We start from the raw sequence: 18,648 nt of genomic DNA on the forward strand, positions 1-18,648 counted from the left end.
CAGTTAATGAATTAGAAACTCACCTAATTTTATCTAAACGAGTAGGATTATGCTCAGAAAAAGACATTGAAGTAATTCTTAACTTATTACGAGAAGAAAGCCGAATGATTATTAGTCTTATCAAAAGACTAGAAAATTGAAATTTGTTCCCTGTTCCCTGTTCCCTGTTCCCTGTTCCCTCCTCTCAACTTGTCAGTTTAGCATAACAAGTACCGAAGAACCCTAAGAATTCAAAATTGGTTTGATAACTTTATTAAAAATGATTGCCAAATCTTACCTATTACGGTTGAGATTGCTAAACTTTGTGGTGAATTACGAGGTCAACAAAGGTTAAGCGGTAAAACAGTTACTCAAGCTGATATGATGATTGCAGCTACAGCCCAAATATATCAACTAACTTTAGTCACGCGCAATATTCGTGATTTTGATAGTTGTGCTATCCCCCTTCTTAACCCTTTCACTTAATCCCAAAGATTTTTATAATTTGAGATTTTCTTGAAATATAGATTAATGATACTACTGAATGAAGTGCTGGATATGGGTTATGGGTTATTGAATAATAAAAACTGTTATTTGGGTGATTTATTTATAGTTGCCAAAAGTTGACTATCTGCAACTTGATAACGATTACCATTAAAACAGTAATTTAATTGCCGTAACTGCTGTTTTTCTGTCTGCAATACCCGCATACAAGGTAAAGACTGATTCCTAGTTTCTCCTACTGCTAATAATTGCTTTCCTGGTGGTAAATTGGGATTTAGATAAGTCAAAAATACCTGTGTAATTTGTTGATTTGATTTGAACCAATAACCAGCATACAGACAACCCAAAGCACCACAAACTTCTGGAGTATTAAAATTAAAAAGTCTGAAATTCCCATCTTTTACTCCCACATCCCAAACCAGTATATTTTCAACAGCAGCTTTGGTATTTAATTCTGTATTATCTCTAATCACTTGTTGTAAAACAGGAGTAGAAATAACATTAACAGCTTTTTTCCAATTCAGAGTTGCAGCATTCAAACTACACCCTACCAAGCTCAAAATCATAGAAAGTAACAAAAAGATACTGAAACCAATGCGAAACCAATGCACTCCATAACGTATTCTCATAGAAGGTTCTGGTAATTGATATCCTGTTGTTTTCAGTGAGTTAGACTGAGGAGAAGATGCTGATAAAGAAACAACTTCTCTTTCTGCTATTGCTTGCTCAAATTGCTTTTCCGAATGTAAATTATTATCAGGGGTTTGCTTTGTGTTTAGTTCTGAAGATATAGATTTACTGGATAAATTAGTCATAAAACCACCTCACTCAGTGCAAAATTACCGTAAGTATTCAAGCAATCAATAAAGCTACGCTATTAAATATAGGATTGGTATTTGATTTTTGAAATTATCTATGTAGAGAGGGAACAGGGAAAGTGTACGGAGAGTTTGTCAAGAATCAAATATGATTCCTATATTAAGCGTCTTTATTTTCTGATTTGTGAATCCTGACCGTATTTCCTAATCTAATTAGCAATGTTTGGAGTATCATTCATGTATCTAAAAGTTAAACTAGGAATACAAGTCAAAGTTCCATTATCGCTGTTATTATTGCTATACAAAGCTAAAACAGTTCTGCCATAATCTTGAAGACTAAGACGACCAAAAGCATCGGAACTATTTGCATCAACTTTGCTATTATTACCACCAAAATGCTTTTGTGCTACTCGCTCAATCAATCGTTCACCAGTGAATAATTGTCCAGTAATAGGGTCAATTTCACCTTGAGTTACTTGAATTTTGTTAGCGATATCAGCCATAAAAGCCTTATCCTGATCCGCAGGAGGAAAAAACTCAAATAATTCAGCTTCAGTGGGTTGATAACCTTGTCTTACCTGATTAAGAAACTTTTCTCCTCCCGGTTTACCAGCTATCAAATTTACTGCATAGAGGTTATAACTCATGAACTGATACCGTCCCAAACCTCGACCACAATTTAACCCGTTATCCGCACAGGTATATACACCAACTGCTTGATAATCTCCACTACCAGCACGTTCAATTTCAGCAATTGCATTTCCCAGCAATTGCAAATTAACACCAGAAAAAGATTGATTGACTTTTGAGCGATTAATACTGGTAAATGGGCAAGGATTAATTTGACTTATTGTGCTATTTTGATTAGGGTTATTTCTGATTTCTCTTTTTGCACCTGTTGGTGTAGAAGTAGTATTTACACTCTGCTCATTCCCATTGTCCAATTTACCTACAAACATCAGCGCATTTACCTTATAACTGAAAAAAGGAATCGGTCCGATAAAATAAGGTGTGCAACCCATCCTCCAAGCACAGAAGCGAAAATATAACGCTGTATCTACGGTATCTGTGGTTTCATCTGCTTCCATTACCACCACTTTAAACGCTTTCCCAAAGGGTAAACGTCCGGTTGGTTCTCGTCCATTGTTAACTGCTTTGAGTATCCCCCAACCTCCCTCAACTTCTTGGTATTTACCGGATATCCATTGCTTACCTTCTAAAGATGAGCGATCGCTTGCACCAACATTCTCCAAATCATCCAATTCTACGTAAGCACAGTCTGTTTGAGTACAGGGTAGAGAAAATCCTTGCACGTCAGAACCAGAAATAGTGTTTTGACGGTGATTTTCTGCTGTTCCATAAACTGCATCAATTCGCATTACTAAATTACCAATTTCAATGATAGGATTAGGCATCAATCCTAAAGGTACTTGTCCCAGTCCAGGAACATTTTTAACGAAGCTATTCATCCAATTGGTTAAATCTTGAATTGGTACTGTTTCTAAGTTAGGAATTGAAGTTAGGGAAAACTTTGACAAGTCAATTTCTTTCAGTTGCATTTGTCCAATTTGGTACTGTTTAAGTACCTGAGATAATGTTAAATTTGCTGGGTTAATTCCCTTTGTTTCCAGTAAAGCAGTAACAGGTTGAATATCTTTGACTGGTGTTTGAGCTAATTGAGGAACAACGTTAGCTAAATGACTCAATGTTTGTTCTTCAATTAGAGGAAATTCGCTCAAAGCGATGTTGGTTAAATCAATAGATGTAATATCTGCAATAGCTTGTAAAGAAAATTGTTCTGCTTGCAATGCTTCACTGATATCTCCCATTTTTAAATATTCGTCGGGAGTCATTCCTACAGTCCAAGTTCGACTAATGTCATAACCTAAAATTTGATTATAGGGACTACCATCAATTGCACCAGATTGATTGATACCTGGTAGTTGACTAAGAGAAATTTGCTTCCAGTCTGGGAGTAAAAGTTTGTTGGTAGGTAATCGAGATTGAGCATTGGCAACTTCTACAATTCTAGTAGGTAAACTGCCATTGTTATATCTGCTATTGGCAGCTTGCGCGGTAATATTGTAGATAATGAAAGTGATGACAACTAGAACAAATATCCATTTTTTAGTAATGTTCATAATTTTAGTTTGAAAACATCACACAATAACCAATAATTCGCAATTATGTAGTTTGCTTTCGCGTCACATTAATATGAATTATTAATCACGAATTATTTCTATGGAAACTGAACTCTAATTAACAGGGGATTCGCTTTTTAAATGCAACAGAATTTTATTGTTATTTTTGGAGCATAAGTTGGAGTAAAAGCAAGGGTTACAACTCTAGTTCTGGTGATGTTGACTGCTGCTTTTTATTGGATTTATAACCCGAATCTGAACCATATCCTGGTAATTTGGGATTGGGATTAGCAGATGATTCTGTATATGCTGTATCGCCAAAGTTGATTTCAAAAACATTTTCTTGATAGCCATGTTCAAATATGTCTGTTTCCCAAGGATTACTATTATCTTCATCACCAGATTCCTCAATACTATAACCAGGAGACTGATAACCATTGACAGACTTTAATTGATTATTTTCATCTTCAAAATTTTGATTTAATGCGTGTTTTTTATTCATTGCTATTACCTGAACAACAATACTATTCAATAATGGACAATTAACAATTGATAATTGACAATTACCTCTTAATACTACTCGTTTAAGCCTTTTTTGGACATGACAAATAACGGTATTTCAAGGGTAAAAGCCTTATTTATTTCGTTAATAGAGCAGTATTGAATTACCTCTTACTAATTGGGAGAGGATTGAAAAATAGGGATTTTTGAAAAAAGAGGTTGAAAACCTTGAATGAAAGAATATTAATTGTCAATTATCAATGGTCAACTATCAACTAATTAATAACAGCATAAAAAATTAATTGAGTAACAGCAATAACCGATTGGCTAATTATTTATTAGCCGATTGGCTATTTTTGGTGATGCGCTCATATCGAGAAGACAAATGGAACAACTAAACTTGATTCCTGCGGAAGTAGTGACAAAATTAAAGAATCATAAAAATGCTAAACTGCCAGATAATACATTAAAGATGCTGCAAATCATGGCTAGTTTAGATACTCCTAAAGAATGGTTAGCAACTTTATTAGAAATAGCCGAATTTTCTATACACCATATTCGCTACCTGGCGGGTCCATTAGTGATTTACGGCAATTCTTGGAGTGATACAATTCCTCAATGGCTGAAGTTTGCTTGTATTCAAGACAGGTTAGAACTAATTTGCAATGAGTATGAACAAAATCAAGTTGGTGACTATGCTACACCTACAGAAGTTCTCACCTATATGATGCCAGCAACTTACGATGCACCTTTACATCGAGATTACGCTAACCTTTATCTTTGGGTAGGTAATGAAGTTTTGACTAAATACAATAAATTACCCAAAGATTGCCAGAGTTTTTATAAATTTATTGATGGAAATACCAGTAATAATGGCAGTAAATCCATTATTCATTTTCAGCAGGTAAAAAATGATTTTCACGATATTAGTCAATCAATTCGACGCAGCATAGTTAAACACGCAGCACAGCAAGGATGGGGTAAACGTCGTGTTAATGCTAAGTCTAAATTAGACGAACTTGAAAATACTAATTATGTGGAAACTTCAGTAAATTCATCTGTACAAATGAATTTGTTTTAAAGTTACCAAAAATCCTCAGTTTGAAACTTTTGATTTTAAACTGAGGAGAGGTGGCTACCCATATACTGCTTGCGGTTTGCCGGAAAGCATCACTCCAACTATTCTAATCGCAGCCACCATTAAACGAATTAGGGACAGGCTTAAGAGTCGCGCTTGCAGTAAGTTCAAATCTCTCGTTTGCACTTGGGGGGAAATACTGAACGTGTATCACCGTACCTACCGTCAAAGACTGACCACCATATCCACCACGAAATTCAGCATTAACCAGCCTGGCTCGGTCATCAGCAGAAACATTACATAAATCATCAATGCTTGTGATAGGCATGATCACCACCTCTGGGTCTGATGCTGATTCGTCTGCCTCCAGTGTCGCTTCATTCCGCAACGGCTCCACAAAACTACCTATAAAATTCCTCAGAAAATTATCCAAACACAACCCACTACAACTACGACTACCAATCACGCGAATAGTTTCCAGGTCTTGGGCGAACACAGGAGAAGCAACTGGTAGTAGCAATGCACAAGCAGTAGCCAATGAAAAGAATTTCAACATCATAAAATTACCGTAAAATCATTCAACTCCATTATTGATGTTTTTAAATACGAAAATGTTTCCTAAATTTTCCGTACCGCAATAATAGGGGTACAGCCGGGATACGGATACCGTTGACAAAATACTTATTAACGCTGGAAACCCTTATGCAATTGTTGAAAATAATCATCGAAATTTGGGAATTTGAAGCAAGTGAAAATGAAGCTATTGCTTCGTTGTTTTTGATAATCGAATCTCAATTGAATCACCATGAATATTCAACAAACTCAAGAAGTTTTAAATTATCTAATCCTGATAATTACAGCCTCTTTTACTACTGTAATGCTTGTTGACTTTGGATTAGGATTAGTGCATTTATGGCATGAAGTCTCTGCTCAAATTGAAGTTGGTACTACCAATAATACATCTGAAAAGTCAAACATTGAATTTTGTGACACAATCAATAGCAATCTTCATCTTGAAAAAGAAAATTATCATTCACCTGCAAATTCTAATTCTGTTGTTCATAGTTCTGCCAATATTGGACATAACAATGGTAATCAATCAGGTGGATCAGATGATGATTTTACCAAAGTTGAAGAAGTGAATCAATCTACTATTTCTACTAAGTTTGAAGATGACAATGGTAATCAACCAAGTGTCTCAGATGATGATTTAATAAAAGTTGAAGCAGTGAATCAATCTAATAATTCTAATACTTCAGAAAATGACAATAGTAATCAATCTAATGATAGCACTCCTTTACAAACACAACTCGAAAGCAACAATTCAATTACTGTTGACGTAGACAAAATTGATTTACGCACAGCCAGAAAAATTGCCAGCGCCATTAAAAAATCTACAAACCCTAAATCTGACTTAATTATCAAACAGAAGGTAAATGGTAAAAACGTTCCTTTAGCTTGGTTGCAAGCACAAATCAAAAATCGTTTAGAAATTGCACCAGAAATTGTTCAAACAATTATTCAAGAATTAGCTCCTAATGCAATTGATGATTTTGACGAAAATATCCAGACTCATCATATTTTACAGAAAGGTAAGCCTCAGCGTCAAGTTGGTTAGCGGGATTTTTGGCTTTTTCCTTCTTGAAAGGGGCGGTTTTAAACCTTGAATAAAACAATTATCAATTGATAATAGAGGGATTTTATATATAAATCTCTCTTTTTTTATCAAATAAATGTCAACTAAGTAAGTCGGATCAAAAAAACTAAACCAAGTACAAAACTTAAAATCTCTGAAAGTCTCTTTCATGTTGCCTTGTCATAATAACACTTTTCAACGCCTACCTACTTAATATTCATATCTAAAAAACCAAATCAATAAACTTTATGAACTATTCCCCAAAATACCCTGAATACCCAAAATACACTGTAGTCAAAGATATTCCAACTCTCAAAAGTGTTATCAAACCTTTGTTTAAATCAAAAGTTATAGCTTTAGATTGCGAAACTACAGGACTAGATCCTTTAACTGACAAAATTAGATTAATTCAAATAGCTGTACCTAATTATCCGGTTGTTATCATTGATTTACCAGCTATTTATAAACACAATAATGTGGAACATAATACTGGAGACAGGCGCACTAACATTAGTCGTTTACTACTTAACAAACTCTTCTGTAATTCCGCTTTGAAAATCGCTCATAATGCCAAATTTGAATGGCAATTTTTAAATCAAGCTGGACTACAAATTGCTGGACGTTTCTTTGATACTCAACTAGCTTACCAAGTTTTAAATGCCGGCATTAAAACCAGTGCATCTTTAGAAAATGCCACTCGTAAGCTGTTACGTATCCAACTAGATAAAACATTACAAACTAGCAATTGGCATCAACAACTAACTCCAGAACAATTACAATATGCTGCTACAGACGCTGCTATTTTACTTGACCTTTACCCGATTTTAGTCAAGAAATTAACACAGGTAAATTTGCTGAAAATTGCTCAACTTGAATTTCATTGTCTGCCTGTTGTTGCCCAAATGGAACTCAATGGAATGTTGTTTGATTTGTCTAAATGGCATAAGTTGGGTGCTTCTTTAGAAGCTGATAAAATAAATGCACTTCAACAACTTAAACAGTTGCGTTTGGTGGGTAAATCTCAATTATCTCTGTTACCAGAATTGACTGATACTGTTAATCCTAATTCTTCCCAACAAGTTTTAGCTGCTTTTCAAGCTATGGGTATTCCTGTCCAATCAACTAATCAAAAAGATTTAGTGCCTTTAGTAGCTCAATATCCTATTATTAAGGCTCTTTTGGACTATCGTCACCTTGCTAAAATTACTGCCACTTTTACTGATAGTTTACCTAAACATATTCACCCTAAAACTGGGAGAATTCACCCTAATTACTATCAATTAGGGGCGAGGTCTGGGAGATTTTCCTGTCGTCAACCACCTTTACAAACTATTCCTCGTGATGCTGCTGCTAGAAGTTGCTTTATTGCTGCACCTAACTATCAAATACTGAAAGCTGATTATTCGCAAATTGAGTTAAGAATTGTGGCGCGTTTAAGTGGTGATGCTAAGATGCGGCAAGCATACCGTCAAGGTGCTGATTTACACAAACTGACTGCTGCTTTGGTAACTGGTAAGCTGATCACGGAGGTGACAGAGGAAGACCGCAGACTGGCTAAAGCGATTAATTTTGGGCTGATTTACGGTATGGGTGCTGCTAAACTTCGCATCTATGCTGAAACTAAGTATGGTGTGACTATGACACTGGAGGAAGCGAAGGCTTTTAGAAGCAGGTTTTTTGATGCTTATTCTGGTGTGACTAAGTGGCATGAAACGATTAAGCAAGCATATTTGCGGGGTGTGAAAGAAAGTCGGACTTTGGCAGGGAGAAGACGGAGATGGGCTGATAAACCCAGGTTGGCTGAAATGCTTAATCATCCTGTGCAGGGGTTAAATGCTGATATTAATAAGTTGGCGATGGTGAAGCTTGTTAAGCCGTTAAGTAGGACTGGTGCAAGGTTGATTTGTGTTGTTCATGATGAAATTGTGCTGGAATGTCCGGAAAATGAGATTGAACAGGTTAGTAGGATTTTACACAGATGTATGGTTGCTGCGGCTGAAAAGTTTCTGAATCCTGTGCCTGTTGTGGTGGATGTTAGTGTGGGTAATAGCTGGTAAATTCTGTAAGAGTATTCCAAATAAAAAAATGCCCAATTGTTATTTCCACTGCACAGGATCTAATTGATAATAAGATTGTAATTGCTGATAAATCGCCGGATAATGAGATAACAATTGGTGTGGTTTTTCAAAGAAAGTTTCAGTCGCTACAGCAAAAAATTCTGCGGGATTCGTTGCACCATAACTATCTATGACATTATTTACACCTTGGAGAACATCGTTACAAAGGTGTTGATATGCTTCGCTCATTACTTTAGCCCAAATCGGATAGTCTGAACTGTGTTTTAAAATCGGCACACCTTCAGCTTTTCCATCTTCTTGATCTAACTGATGGGCAAATTCATGCAGGATCACATTATGTCCATCTTGCCAATTAAGAGTGTCCTGTTTTATCTGTTCCCAAGATAATATTACCTGATCTCTTGTCCATGATTCCCCTAGTCTTGCTACACGCCTTTCTTCAACAACATAATTATCAATAGCAGTCGTTTCTTTAACAATGTAAGCACTAGGATAAACCAAAATTGAACGCAGTTTAGGGAAATATTGTCCTCGTTCATTTAATAGAAGTAAACAGGCAACAGCAGCGATGATTATTTTCTTTTCTTCTGTTACCTGTAATCCTCTACATCCAATAAATTGCTTCTCTGTTAAAAATACTTGAATATGTCCTTGGAGTCGCTTTCTTTCATCATGATTCAGATAGAGATATATTGGCAGATTATTTTCAATAATGGCATTCCAAAGAGGAGGAAAAGGACGACGGTTGAGACGGTTTCTTCTCCTTTTCATGAGGATGGGATTAACTAAAATTCCCGTGATAATTAGCCCGATGATGAGAAAGACAATTATTGTTTGAATCATTCTGCGGAAAATCAGGGTATCAAATCATTTAATTTCTGATAAAAATCACACGCACCGCCCATTCCAAGAGCGATTACTACTAGGTCGTGCTGTACGCTATTGCTAAAGCTATGGAAACTCACTCAAAGAAAGATTGAACAGTCAAATCCTTGAGCGTAATAGTGAAGTTACGCTGTTCTGCTGTAGCAATGAATGAGATAATTGCCTCACAGGCCACAGCAACCGTTAACATCACTAGATTTCGTGCTAGGGGATAATCACAGACATCATCATTAACTCCAGAAGGAACACGATAAATATCATTCCAAATCACTTCTGCATAATCAGATGATAGCCCAGCATGAAGACAAGGAATGCTTTTTTGATCAGCATAATCTTTCACTGCTTGACGTGCCACACTATTGTCAAAGACATCGACAATTAGCTGGCTGTCTTGGAGTAATTGATTTGTATTTACTGGTGTCAACTCCTTTGTTTTAGCATCAACTTTAGTCCCAATTGCTCGATATAAATTGTTGGCTAAAATCTTCGCCTTAAATGCTCCCACATCAGAACGGTAGTAGGGTTGGGTGGAAAGATTACGTTCCTCAATGCGATCGCAATCAATGACAGTCAGTTTATCAAAACCAGAGCGAGCTAAGTTTTCTACAATGTTAGCTCCTAATGCACCCGCCCCACAAATTGTAATCCGATAATCTTTTAACTTTGTCATCACAGCATGGCTGCGGTAAAGCTGTTCATGAAAAAAGATACTCATAATGGGTAATAGGTAATGGGTAATTGGTAATTGAGATACACTTTTATTACTCTCGTTGTTCCATTACAGCTACTAAAGATTGCAAATCAAAATCGCGATCTCGTCCACTCAGACAAATACCAGAACTGATAACAGTTAAATCAGATTTAGCGATCGCACTACTGTGACGAACACCATCCGCAGTAGTCCAATCAACAGTCCAATAATCACCGCGATCATGGAATTGATTTAAAGAACCACCCCCCATTTTTAACGCCTTTCTCAATCGTCTTTCATCCTGTTGGGGTTGAGTAAAACCCTCAATTCTTTGACTTGCTAATTCATACACCGTGCGGATTTCTGGAGTAATACCTTTAAACTGTAATTCCTGTGAAGGAGTGAATTTTTTCACAGCAGTTTGCAGAGTTTCCACGATTTCAGGATCAGTACGGCGATCAACTTCCTCAAACCAGCAGGTTTGACCATCCCAACGAGCTATGATTTGCTCAAAGACAACACCCTCAGTTACTAAATGTAATGCGATCGGCTTCACCACCTTCAACCGTTGACGCATATCCGCTTCATTCACAGGGTATGCTAACCAAGTTTGTTTTTGCAGTTGGTATGCTAACCGCAGTCGGATTTGAGGAAAGTTTTGCAGGTATTCGGCAATTTGGGGTAAATCTGCCTCTTCTACCAGCTTTGCTGTCTTTTCATCCACAGCCTCAAAGATGCCCCAACCTGCAAATTTACTAGGCTTTGGTGTGAAGGTGTAAACCATCCCGGCTACCCTTGTGCGGACTCGTCCACCCTTGACACAGGGCGCAAGGAATTGAGTTTCAGATAACTGTGCTTCTGCATTAGCTATTTGGTTGATTAGGTTAAATATGTTAGTCATAACTAATACCAATTATTTAAAATCAGCTAAAAATTCAACCTGGAAACTCGCATAAAATCTAACTGTTTTAATTATGAATTAATATGAATATTTCCTGCGTGCAAGTTGGTGGAGCATTGCGCGTTCTCAGTTACTAGAGGGACTCCGCTGGTGAGTTGTTACACACTCTTTAAAAGATGGCTGCTTTCAAGCCTACTTCCCAGGTTCTTCGCACTCCCCGTTCACACACGCCCACTGCATTTGGCAGTGTTACTTTTCCTCTCGTACTAGTATGTAGGCTCACACGAGTTGGGTCACGCAAGAAATATATTACATCTATAATACAATAAAAGTTTGTTATTTTCCAGAAGACATAGCTTATTTGTTTGATTCCACACCCGCCCAGAAATGAATTTCCGGGCTAATAACTAAAGTTTACTAAAGTAAACTAGAGATTTTTTTGTATTTTTAGTCATCTTTAGATGACTTTTGCTATGAGGCTGGGAATTCATTCCCAGTCGGGTTATAGGTTTTAATGTTGATGCAAATAAAATCTTGAGAAGTACAATATAAATAATGTATTCTTATTTTTAATCATCGGAGTGATAACCAATATGACCACCGAACAAATGCTGGATAAATGGCAATCTTTAAACGCAGATGAACAAGAAAAAGTTTTAGCATTTATTGATTCACTTAAACGGCAAAAGCAGCAGCTAAAATCTGGCTCTAAGTTAGGTAAAAAATTAAGACAAATTCGACAAGAAATTATTGATTCTGGTCTTCCTTTGTTAACGGCTGAAGAAGCAGATAGAGAAAAAGCAGAACGTCAAGGTGGTTAGGTCGAAGACTTGATATGATTCGTACTTTCATTGATGCTGGTGTTTTAATTTATGCTGCTCGTTCTCATAATCCTTATATATCACTTATATATTAAAGTTTTCAACCTTGATAGGCTAACAAGATTAATTTAGCATTCTCTCAAATCTGTGTATAGCTGAGGCTCGATCAAAGAGTGTTGCAAAAGCATTTTTACAGCTAACTTTAGAAATTTTTTGACAGTCAAATCATCTTTTAAAACTGATAGCTCTTTTGCAAAATCTGATTGACCACCATGTGCTATATTACTTCTGTAAGCATAAAGTTTTTTCCAAATTGTATTTTGGGGTGTATTTCCAAAAAATTTAGAGTAGTCAAGTTCCTCACTAAAACGTTTCGACAATAAAGGTATTTTTGTAGTGACTTGTCGTATGATTGAATCTCCCGTATCAATTGGTTTGTGTGTAATTAAAAATTCAATAATAGTAAATAGTCCAAGAACTTTGAATTTAGAATGATTAGGAATATGCTTCAGATCCTCTAACATCTGAATAGCTTGTTTTATATCTGGATACCTGGTTTCATCTAATTGCTTATAATTTGAATATATTGATCCTATATCTTGCAATATTTTCTCATCAATATATTCAGCAGGTTCAGTTAAAAATGAATTTGTATTCATTTCATGAAAATAATTGAAGGAATGTATTGGATTTTTGAGAATTCCAAATCCTTCTGATTCTGGATGACGTATAAACTGTAATCCAAATTCAAGTTCTACTTTTGCTAAGTTGGCTGCTAATGATAAATCATAAATTATAGAGTTGTTACCATTAAAAGTTAGTATATAATATTTCCAATCTTCTTCAAGCTGCTGGCTTTTGAAACTTTTCTGGGTAGGTTTACTCAAATCTTCAATATAAACCAATTCATAAGGAGATAAATTGAATTTAGAAAGTCCATAAAGATATCCTGAGTCTGACAAATATTTTTTAATCTGGGCAATTTGGATAGAATTAGCTTTTTGAAAGTAGCAATTTTCAATAACGTTAAAAGGTAAATTACACTGAACATCGAGTAGGTTAGCTACAAAAGCAAAGCTAGTATTTTCTAACATATTGTTTCAAAACTTAGTTTTAATATTTTTATCTGGATGCGTTAGAAATAATCATAACGCACCCATTTTACATTCTACTTATCCACTCTTACAGGCAAAGGCATATCCAAAATCTCCATCAGCAAATCCAGACGAGAAGGGCGTATTAGGAGTGGGACAAGGTTCGGCAAACTGTAGTAATCACCCGCGAAAGTGAACGTATCTACAGGTGCTTGTTGCTGCTTCAGTTGAGTTCCACCCAGTTGTAATGACTACCCACACGGACAATCACTACATTCGGCATTACCCCAAACTCCCGGCAATAGCTCTTGTACACCTCACCGAAGTAAGGGGTAGCATTTTCACCTTCATCCGTTACCACAATAATCTGATCAACCACCTGCTTCTTCTTCCGCATTGCTTCCAATGCACAGCCGATGCTAGTACCACCACCTGCATTGATGTACTGGAAAGCACGTTCCCAGTCAGTCAACTCCTTACCCTTGGCTGTCACAGGATAGGGAATGGTATCAAAGGCATAGACAAACAATTCTGCCTGAGTGATACCAGAAATTAAAGCAGCAAGTTGTTTACCAACAGCGATCGCACTCTCCATTGAACCGGACTTATCCACTAATAAAGCAGTTGGCCGAGCAATTGTCCCCCGTCGCTTTACCTGCTCATTAGTGACTTTTTCCAACCGAGCAACGGTGTCTGCGTCGAAATCTGCTGTATCTGCGGCTACCTGGGCTTTGAAAGCTGAGACACGCCCACTTTTAGATGCTTCCTCTAGCTTGGAGTCAATCAACTTCTTGACTTCTGGGTGATCCATTGCCCCTCTAGCTTGGAGTGACTTGAGGTTATTGATCACTTCTTGAGGACTCATACTGTTGATTAACGCCACCAAAACAACAGGTGTAAGTTGTTTAATAGCACCAATGGCGATCGCATAAGGAATTTTGAACTCCACGATCAACTGAGCCTGTTCTGCTGCTTTTTCTGCCTTAGCAAGCTGCTTTAACACATTTGCTAAAGAACCTGCTGGTGGAGTATTTTTAAACAAAATCGCATTTGCCCGTTCATTGGGCTTGATATGCAGGGAAGCATACAGGTGTTTCATTGCCTTACGACCCCGCAAAGCAGCGCGATCGAATAAAGCCGGATTACTCTCCCGTGTCTTCAGATACAACCGCACCGCAGTCCGAGCCGAACGAGGCAACTTATTTTGTTGCTGCTTCATAAAATCCACCACACGAGCCACCTGATAGGGTGGAAACTCTTGCAGCATCACAAATCCAGCATCCCGGTGTTCAGTCAAATTGCTAGTGAGCAAATGAGCGAGAAACACTTCTTTGTGGTCACGAACATCACCATAATGCTGATACCAAACAGCTAGGTGTCCGTAAAATATAGGATCAAGTTCAACAATTAATTTATGGATTTCTGCGACTTGCTCAAGTTTGCGGTGAGGGGTTATTAGCAAACTATTGAGCATTTCTAAACGCAAGTCACGTTCTGCGGTATTAGTATTCATGATCACCTCCTCTAAGAATTTTGGATTGCGGATTTGCGATTTTGGATTGCAATCGAAAACCCAAAATCTAAAATCCAAAATTGCTGGAGGCAGTGTTGCACGCGGGGTGATCAAGTCACCGCACAAGTTGTGGAAGCATTGGATTTAACTTTAAAAGAGTTATGTAAGCTTCCAAGATCAGGGTGCGGCAACAACTGCCAATAAATTGGGTACTGAGTATTTGTAATTAAGGCTTATAATCCAATAGGGTTCAGTTTACGAAATCATAAAACTTTGAAACTATTTAAATTTCTTTATCTAGGTTTTGCTGAAAAACACTGAACCGAAAAGTATTGATTTATAATCCAAAATCCAAAATCTAAAATCCAAAATTGAATCACCTCGTACAAGTTAAAAAAGCTATTGATTCACACATGGGATTTGAACCCATAATTGCTTGAACCTAAATCAAGTGCCTATTCCAATTTGGCTAGTATGTAGGCTTTTTTGGTTAGGGTACGAAGTGAAAATTCTAAGTTTTAGCAAGTTGATTTAAAATCCATCGAATTTCTTTCTTGCTACATTGCTGTTTCTTGACAGCATAAGTTTTTTGACCTCTAGAAATTGCAGTTGAACAATGAATTACACCTTTGATAATATCCGTGACATAATCAGTTGGTGACGGTGGAAAATCTGCGAAGGTAATTAAATACCAAATCTCGTTTACCTTTTGATATTGATGATAATTATCAATGATGACAATATCGGTTGGTTTTTGCTGTCGCTTTTGCTTTCGATTTACTTTCTGAACTGCACAAAGAATTCCAGTTTCAGGATGGATGTAAAAACGGTCATAGTAACTTCCATCTAACCGAATTCGATTCCATCGGTAAGACTTGCTATAAACCTGACCATCAATGATTTCTACATGGCGTTCAACGTAGTCCCATAGATGACCAATTACGTGCTGTCCTGCCATTGTGCTGGTATCTAATTTTTGGCACAGTTCGCTGTAAATGTCGTTCCAAGGTTGTCCGACTTTTGAACGCAGAAACCGACGCAAAGGACCGAGATGATCTGAAAGATATTTGGATTTTTTTGTGGGTTTAATCAGGTAGGAATTAAATAATCCATCCTCAGTTGCTTCTTCGGTGATTTTTTGTAATTGCTTTTTAAAGCCACTCAACTTTTTGAGACTAATTCTTCTCCCACCACGAGGCCGCTCAATCACAATTTCGCTCAAACGATGTTCGCTCATATCTCACGTTGTTTAAATGCAAATGCAGTTGTAACGATTGGTTTTTGATTGCAAATGATTTAGCGAACATCATCGGTTTGACCTCCTTATACGTGATTGAGTTAAATACAATTTAAATAATGAGAATTCCGCACAAGTCAGCAAAGCGGTTTTCACAATTGCCTTTACCAATTAGGCTACGCTCCCATCAACGGGAGCGACAGGAATTGAACCTGCAAATCCGTTGCCGGATGGTGTGTAGGCTTTACAAATTGGGGCGCGGAATATTAAATGAATCCGTGCAAGTTCAAGAAACTTTTTACAGCTACGGTTGTTCTTACCAAATATTGGCAGTGGACACGCACGCTAAATCTGCGAGAGATTTAGTAATCATGCTTCGCTTGCTCGATTGCTCGAATTTTGCTACCTTAGAACCGTTATAAATGTGTATGTATGTTTCTTCTATCGGGGCGCGGAATACTAAAATACTTTAACCATAAACAGCTTCAGGACGGATGATTAAATCACCACTGGGACGACGATCAATTATGTAATTAGAAAGGCGATCGCTTTTCACATCTAAATGTCGAGCAACCTGTTCTTTAACTACTACATCATTCATCCCTGCTGTAATTCCCAGTTGTTTTTCTGTAACATCAACAGAACGTCCCTCAAATCGAATATGAACCATTGTCATCACCTCTTTTTAAATTACAAATTGTTATTCATGGATCTGATCGGGATTGAACCGATACCCTCCCTGTGAGAGTTGCACTCACACCTCGTGTAAGTTGAAAAAGCTGTGGTTACACCGCAGGAATTGAACCTGCACTTATCATTTTGCAGATGATCGCTCTACCAATTGAGCAAGTATGTAAGCTTTTTCTGTCAGGACACAAGTGAATCCAGGAACTCTACCATTAGAGCTACAGACCCAAGAAAAGCATGATTACATGGTTTTTGTTTTGCCTCTTGGGGAGGCGTTTGTGTTGATACTACATTTGTAATACAAATACTACTCGATGTCAAGAGCATACTACAAATTTTTGGGAAAGTCAGAAAACTGCACCATGAATTACTTCACGGTGCGTAACATTCTTTTGGACTGATTTACTCAAATAACTCCCGATGTTGATAAGCAAACCGTGAAACATCTTCACTCGAAACAGGTTGAGCGTAAATAGCCTGATTACGAATAGCTTGCATCTGCTCAGATTCTCGTTCCATTGCCGGGGTAAACTGCGATCGCTGTTTCAACAAATCCTCAAACTCAATTTGCCCTGGTTTACCTTGAGCAAAAGCCCTTTCAGCACAGCGCCGTACAGCATTACCAATTTCTGCGGGAGTACAAATTCTATACTCAGTTAACAACCTACGCCATTGCTCATCACTCCAAGGCGAATCATTACCTCGAAAACCTGGAAAATACTTAGCTAAATGCAAATTGAAAACTTCGTATCTTGCCCCCTCATGGGGTAAATCTACAAAAAACACATCATCAAAACGACGCACCAATTCCGCAGGTAGCATTTCCAAGCGGTTAATAGTAGCAACAGTATAAACAGGCTCTTGATGCTCCTGCATCCAAGTTAACAAAGCCGCAGATAAACGCCGTGCCACACCACCATCTGCATTCGAGTCCCAGCCAGCAAAACCCTTATCAAAATCATCCCAGTAGAGAACACAGGGAGCAAGGGATGTTACCAAAGCGATAAACTCCTTTAACGCTCGATCAGGATGAGGACTACCCAATAATACACCCCAATTAGCTGCTAACAACGGCAATCCCATTTTCTTAGCTGCTAACTTAGCCGATAAACTTTTACCTGTACCTGGTGATCCCCATAACAGCATTCCCGTGGGAAACTGCAAATTATATTTTTGTGCTTCTGGTTGTAGTAAACAGGTAATAGTTTCTAACCGTTTTGAGAGTAAATCTAAACCTCCGGCTGAAGGTACATCAGGTTGGGCAATATACTCTAAACCACGTCCCCGTAATTTGTTAACTTTATGATCTAGAACTAATTGGGCGATATCCTCAAGCTGCTCTGTAAAACCCAAACCTTGCTTTAGTAGCATCCTTATTTCACCTACAGGTAAACCCTGACAAGCACGAATAAGCATTTGCATTGTTTGGTTTCTTGAAACTTGAAAATTGGCATTACTCCCATCAAAACTTAAAACAGTGTTTGATGAAGGATGACTATTATCTAAAACCGAATGTGTATCTAAAACTGAATGTGTATTTAAAACCGAATGCGAACAACAATCAAAAAACTGTTGTACAATCAGTTCTACCTGCTCTTGATCTGGCAGTGGATGAGACAGCACCGGAATAAAAGGCTGTAATTCTAAAGGTAGCTGAACGTAAGTTTCTAATAATACCAAGTAAATATTCTGTTGACTCCACAAAGCTTGATAATAAGCATTTAGTAGTTGATAACTCAGTTTTTGACTAATTTTGTTACCTTCATTTTCCTGTAGCATCCCCTCCAATAAATAAATACCTGGTTGATAGTCTGTCAAAAGATACTCAAGAATATCCTGGTTTTTACCCCTGTCAGTTGGCTGTAAAATGTACTGACCTTGATGCTGAATTAACTGCTGTAGTTCACAGTAACCGGGATTCCAAAGAAAAACTGACAAAGACCTCTCCTCACCCCAGTCGTAAAACTGCTGTAAAATCTGCATTCTGTCAGGTGTATGATATTCCACAGCTACAATTGCCGTATTTTGGTGAGCTAAGGTAGGCCAGTCTGTCAATTTCATGAGTTTGATTTGAATGACTTATT

18 protein-coding genes, 1 tRNA gene, 1 pseudogene and 1 other annotated feature are annotated in these 18,648 nt (G+C 37.4%); of the genes and pseudogenes, 7 read left to right on the top strand and 13 right to left on the bottom strand.

From position 1 onward, the window contains the following. Together H6G06_RS16480 and H6G06_RS16485 are read left to right on the top strand one after the other, a co-directional pair. Nucleotides 1–140, top strand: a 140-nt coding sequence (locus tag H6G06_RS16480; protein ID WP_190562039.1) for a four helix bundle protein, incomplete at its 5' end; no start/stop codon positions are given. Between the two features lie 88 nt (nucleotides 141–228). After that, nucleotides 229–465, top strand: a complete 237-nt coding sequence (locus H6G06_RS16485) for a PIN domain-containing protein (RefSeq protein WP_190562311.1) — start codon at nucleotides 229–231, stop codon at nucleotides 463–465. Nucleotides 466–569: 104 nt separating this feature from the next. Here H6G06_RS16485 and H6G06_RS16490 read toward each other — a convergent pair whose 3' ends face one another. The 3 genes from H6G06_RS16490 to H6G06_RS16500 form a co-directional block, all read right to left on the bottom strand. Then, nucleotides 570–1,298 carry a hypothetical protein gene (locus tag H6G06_RS16490; protein WP_190562041.1) on the bottom strand — a complete coding sequence of 243 codons (729 nt, stop codon included), beginning with the start codon at nucleotides 1,296–1,298 and terminating at the stop codon, nucleotides 570–572. A 212-nt stretch (nucleotides 1,299–1,510) separates the two neighbouring features. Beyond that, nucleotides 1,511–3,442, bottom strand: coding sequence for a M23 family peptidase (locus tag H6G06_RS16495; protein WP_199306757.1), 1,932 nt, complete (start codon nucleotides 3,440–3,442; stop codon nucleotides 1,511–1,513). A gap of 196 nt (nucleotides 3,443–3,638) precedes the next feature. Continuing rightward, nucleotides 3,639–3,944 carry a hypothetical protein gene (locus tag H6G06_RS16500; protein WP_190562043.1) on the bottom strand — a complete coding sequence of 102 codons (306 nt, stop codon included), beginning with the start codon at nucleotides 3,942–3,944 and terminating at the stop codon, nucleotides 3,639–3,641. A 384-nt stretch (nucleotides 3,945–4,328) separates the two neighbouring features. Here H6G06_RS16500 and H6G06_RS16505 point away from each other — a divergent pair, with 384 nt between their 5' ends. After that, nucleotides 4,329–5,024 carry a hypothetical protein gene (locus tag H6G06_RS16505; protein WP_190562045.1) on the top strand — a complete coding sequence of 232 codons (696 nt, stop codon included), beginning with the start codon at nucleotides 4,329–4,331 and terminating at the stop codon, nucleotides 5,022–5,024. A gap of 103 nt (nucleotides 5,025–5,127) precedes the next feature. Here H6G06_RS16505 and H6G06_RS16510 read toward each other — a convergent pair whose 3' ends face one another. Next, the gene (locus tag H6G06_RS16510) at nucleotides 5,128–5,580 is read right to left on the bottom strand and encodes a hypothetical protein (RefSeq protein WP_190562047.1); all 453 of its coding nucleotides are present in this window, start codon (nucleotides 5,578–5,580) and stop codon (nucleotides 5,128–5,130) included. 246 nt (nucleotides 5,581–5,826) lie between these two features. On the opposite strand from H6G06_RS16510, the gene H6G06_RS16515 reads away from it, so the two are divergent. Continuing rightward, on the top strand, nucleotides 5,827–6,639 hold the full coding sequence (locus H6G06_RS16515) for a hypothetical protein (protein ID WP_190562049.1): 813 nt from the start codon (nucleotides 5,827–5,829) through the stop codon (nucleotides 6,637–6,639). A 266-nt stretch (nucleotides 6,640–6,905) separates the two neighbouring features. Continuing rightward, nucleotides 6,906–8,714, top strand: coding sequence for a bifunctional 3'-5' exonuclease/DNA polymerase (locus tag H6G06_RS16520; RefSeq protein WP_190562051.1), 1,809 nt, complete (start codon nucleotides 6,906–6,908; stop codon nucleotides 8,712–8,714). A 39-nt stretch (nucleotides 8,715–8,753) separates the two neighbouring features. On the opposite strand, the gene H6G06_RS16525 is transcribed toward H6G06_RS16520, so the two are convergent. The 3 genes from H6G06_RS16525 to H6G06_RS16535 all read right to left on the bottom strand — a co-directional run bounded on the left by H6G06_RS16525 (nucleotide 8,754) and on the right by H6G06_RS16535 (nucleotide 11,212). Next, complete coding sequence (locus H6G06_RS16525; protein WP_190562053.1) at nucleotides 8,754–9,578, bottom strand: M90 family metallopeptidase; 825 nt, start codon at nucleotides 9,576–9,578, stop codon at nucleotides 8,754–8,756. Nucleotides 9,579–9,696: 118 nt separating this feature from the next. Continuing rightward, a complete protein-coding gene (locus H6G06_RS16530; RefSeq protein ID WP_190562055.1) occupies nucleotides 9,697–10,335 on the bottom strand; it encodes a HesA/MoeB/ThiF family protein in 639 nt (212 codons plus the stop codon). Between the two features lie 46 nt (nucleotides 10,336–10,381). Then, nucleotides 10,382–11,212: a hypothetical protein gene (locus H6G06_RS16535; RefSeq protein ID WP_190562057.1), complete on the bottom strand. Its 831-nt coding sequence runs from the start codon at nucleotides 11,210–11,212 to the stop codon at nucleotides 10,382–10,384. A 147-nt stretch (nucleotides 11,213–11,359) separates the two neighbouring features. After that, nucleotides 11,360–11,415 (bottom strand) — a sequence feature (23S ribosomal RNA rRNA prediction is too short). Between the two features lie 390 nt (nucleotides 11,416–11,805). Here H6G06_RS16535 and H6G06_RS16540 point away from each other — a divergent pair. Then, a complete protein-coding gene (locus H6G06_RS16540) occupies nucleotides 11,806–12,033 on the top strand; it encodes a hypothetical protein (protein WP_190562059.1) in 228 nt (75 codons plus the stop codon). Nucleotides 12,034–12,161: 128 nt separating this feature from the next. Here the strand turns inward: H6G06_RS16540 and H6G06_RS16545 are convergent, their stop codons facing one another. From H6G06_RS16545 to H6G06_RS16555, 3 genes and pseudogenes are all read right to left on the bottom strand, one after another. Further along, nucleotides 12,162–13,127, bottom strand: coding sequence for a HEPN domain-containing protein (locus tag H6G06_RS16545; protein ID WP_190562060.1), 966 nt, complete (start codon nucleotides 13,125–13,127; stop codon nucleotides 12,162–12,164). Nucleotides 13,128–13,201: 74 nt separating this feature from the next. Beyond that, a pseudogene (locus H6G06_RS16550) lies at nucleotides 13,202–14,640 on the bottom strand (vWA domain-containing protein). Between the two features lie 511 nt (nucleotides 14,641–15,151). Then, nucleotides 15,152–15,877, bottom strand: coding sequence for a hypothetical protein (locus H6G06_RS16555; protein ID WP_190562062.1), 726 nt, complete (start codon nucleotides 15,875–15,877; stop codon nucleotides 15,152–15,154). Nucleotides 15,878–15,996: 119 nt separating this feature from the next. Between H6G06_RS16555 and H6G06_RS27120 the strand changes: the two genes are divergently transcribed. Then, the gene (locus H6G06_RS27120) at nucleotides 15,997–16,299 is read left to right on the top strand and encodes a hypothetical protein (protein ID WP_206754716.1); all 303 of its coding nucleotides are present in this window, start codon (nucleotides 15,997–15,999) and stop codon (nucleotides 16,297–16,299) included. A 47-nt stretch (nucleotides 16,300–16,346) separates the two neighbouring features. Here H6G06_RS27120 and H6G06_RS16560 read toward each other — a convergent pair whose 3' ends face one another. The 3 genes from H6G06_RS16560 to H6G06_RS16570 all read right to left on the bottom strand — a co-directional run bounded on the left by H6G06_RS16560 (nucleotide 16,347) and on the right by H6G06_RS16570 (nucleotide 18,625). After that, on the bottom strand, nucleotides 16,347–16,547 hold the full coding sequence (locus H6G06_RS16560) for a hypothetical protein (RefSeq protein ID WP_190562064.1): 201 nt from the start codon (nucleotides 16,545–16,547) through the stop codon (nucleotides 16,347–16,349). A 112-nt stretch (nucleotides 16,548–16,659) separates the two neighbouring features. Then, a tRNA-Cys gene (locus tag H6G06_RS16565) sits at nucleotides 16,660–16,731 on the bottom strand. A 235-nt stretch (nucleotides 16,732–16,966) separates the two neighbouring features. Then, on the bottom strand, nucleotides 16,967–18,625 hold the full coding sequence (locus H6G06_RS16570; protein ID WP_190562066.1) for an ATP-binding protein: 1,659 nt from the start codon (nucleotides 18,623–18,625) through the stop codon (nucleotides 16,967–16,969). Between the last annotated feature and the right edge of the window lie 23 nt (nucleotides 18,626–18,648).

The organism is Anabaena sphaerica FACHB-251 (assembly GCF_014696825.1).
Lineage (GTDB): Bacteria > Cyanobacteriota > Cyanobacteriia > Cyanobacteriales > Nostocaceae > RDYJ01.

Coding starts and splice junctions, on each gene's coding strand:
- H6G06_RS16490 (WP_190562041.1), bottom strand. CDS start 1,298: ATGACTAATTTATCCAGTAAATCTATATCTTCAGAACTAAACACAAAG.
- H6G06_RS16495 (WP_199306757.1), bottom strand. CDS start 3,442: ATGAACATTACTAAAAAATGGATATTTGTTCTAGTTGTCATCACTTTC.
- H6G06_RS16500 (WP_190562043.1), bottom strand. CDS start 3,944: ATGAATAAAAAACACGCATTAAATCAAAATTTTGAAGATGAAAATAAT.
- H6G06_RS16505 (WP_190562045.1), top strand. CDS start 4,329: ATGGAACAACTAAACTTGATTCCTGCGGAAGTAGTGACAAAATTAAAG.
- H6G06_RS16510 (WP_190562047.1), bottom strand. CDS start 5,580: ATGATGTTGAAATTCTTTTCATTGGCTACTGCTTGTGCATTGCTACTA.
- H6G06_RS16515 (WP_190562049.1), top strand. CDS start 5,827: ATGAATATTCAACAAACTCAAGAAGTTTTAAATTATCTAATCCTGATA.
- H6G06_RS16520 (WP_190562051.1), top strand. CDS start 6,906: ATGAACTATTCCCCAAAATACCCTGAATACCCAAAATACACTGTAGTC.
- H6G06_RS16525 (WP_190562053.1), bottom strand. CDS start 9,578: ATGATTCAAACAATAATTGTCTTTCTCATCATCGGGCTAATTATCACG.
- H6G06_RS16530 (WP_190562055.1), bottom strand. CDS start 10,335: ATGAGTATCTTTTTTCATGAACAGCTTTACCGCAGCCATGCTGTGATG.
- H6G06_RS16535 (WP_190562057.1), bottom strand. CDS start 11,212: ATGACTAACATATTTAACCTAATCAACCAAATAGCTAATGCAGAAGCA.
- H6G06_RS16540 (WP_190562059.1), top strand. CDS start 11,806: ATGACCACCGAACAAATGCTGGATAAATGGCAATCTTTAAACGCAGAT.
- H6G06_RS16545 (WP_190562060.1), bottom strand. CDS start 13,127: ATGTTAGAAAATACTAGCTTTGCTTTTGTAGCTAACCTACTCGATGTT.
- H6G06_RS16555 (WP_190562062.1), bottom strand. CDS start 15,877: ATGAGCGAACATCGTTTGAGCGAAATTGTGATTGAGCGGCCTCGTGGT.
- H6G06_RS27120 (WP_206754716.1), top strand. CDS start 15,997: ATGAGAATTCCGCACAAGTCAGCAAAGCGGTTTTCACAATTGCCTTTA.
- H6G06_RS16560 (WP_190562064.1), bottom strand. CDS start 16,547: ATGGTTCATATTCGATTTGAGGGACGTTCTGTTGATGTTACAGAAAAA.
- H6G06_RS16570 (WP_190562066.1), bottom strand. CDS start 18,625: ATGAAATTGACAGACTGGCCTACCTTAGCTCACCAAAATACGGCAATT.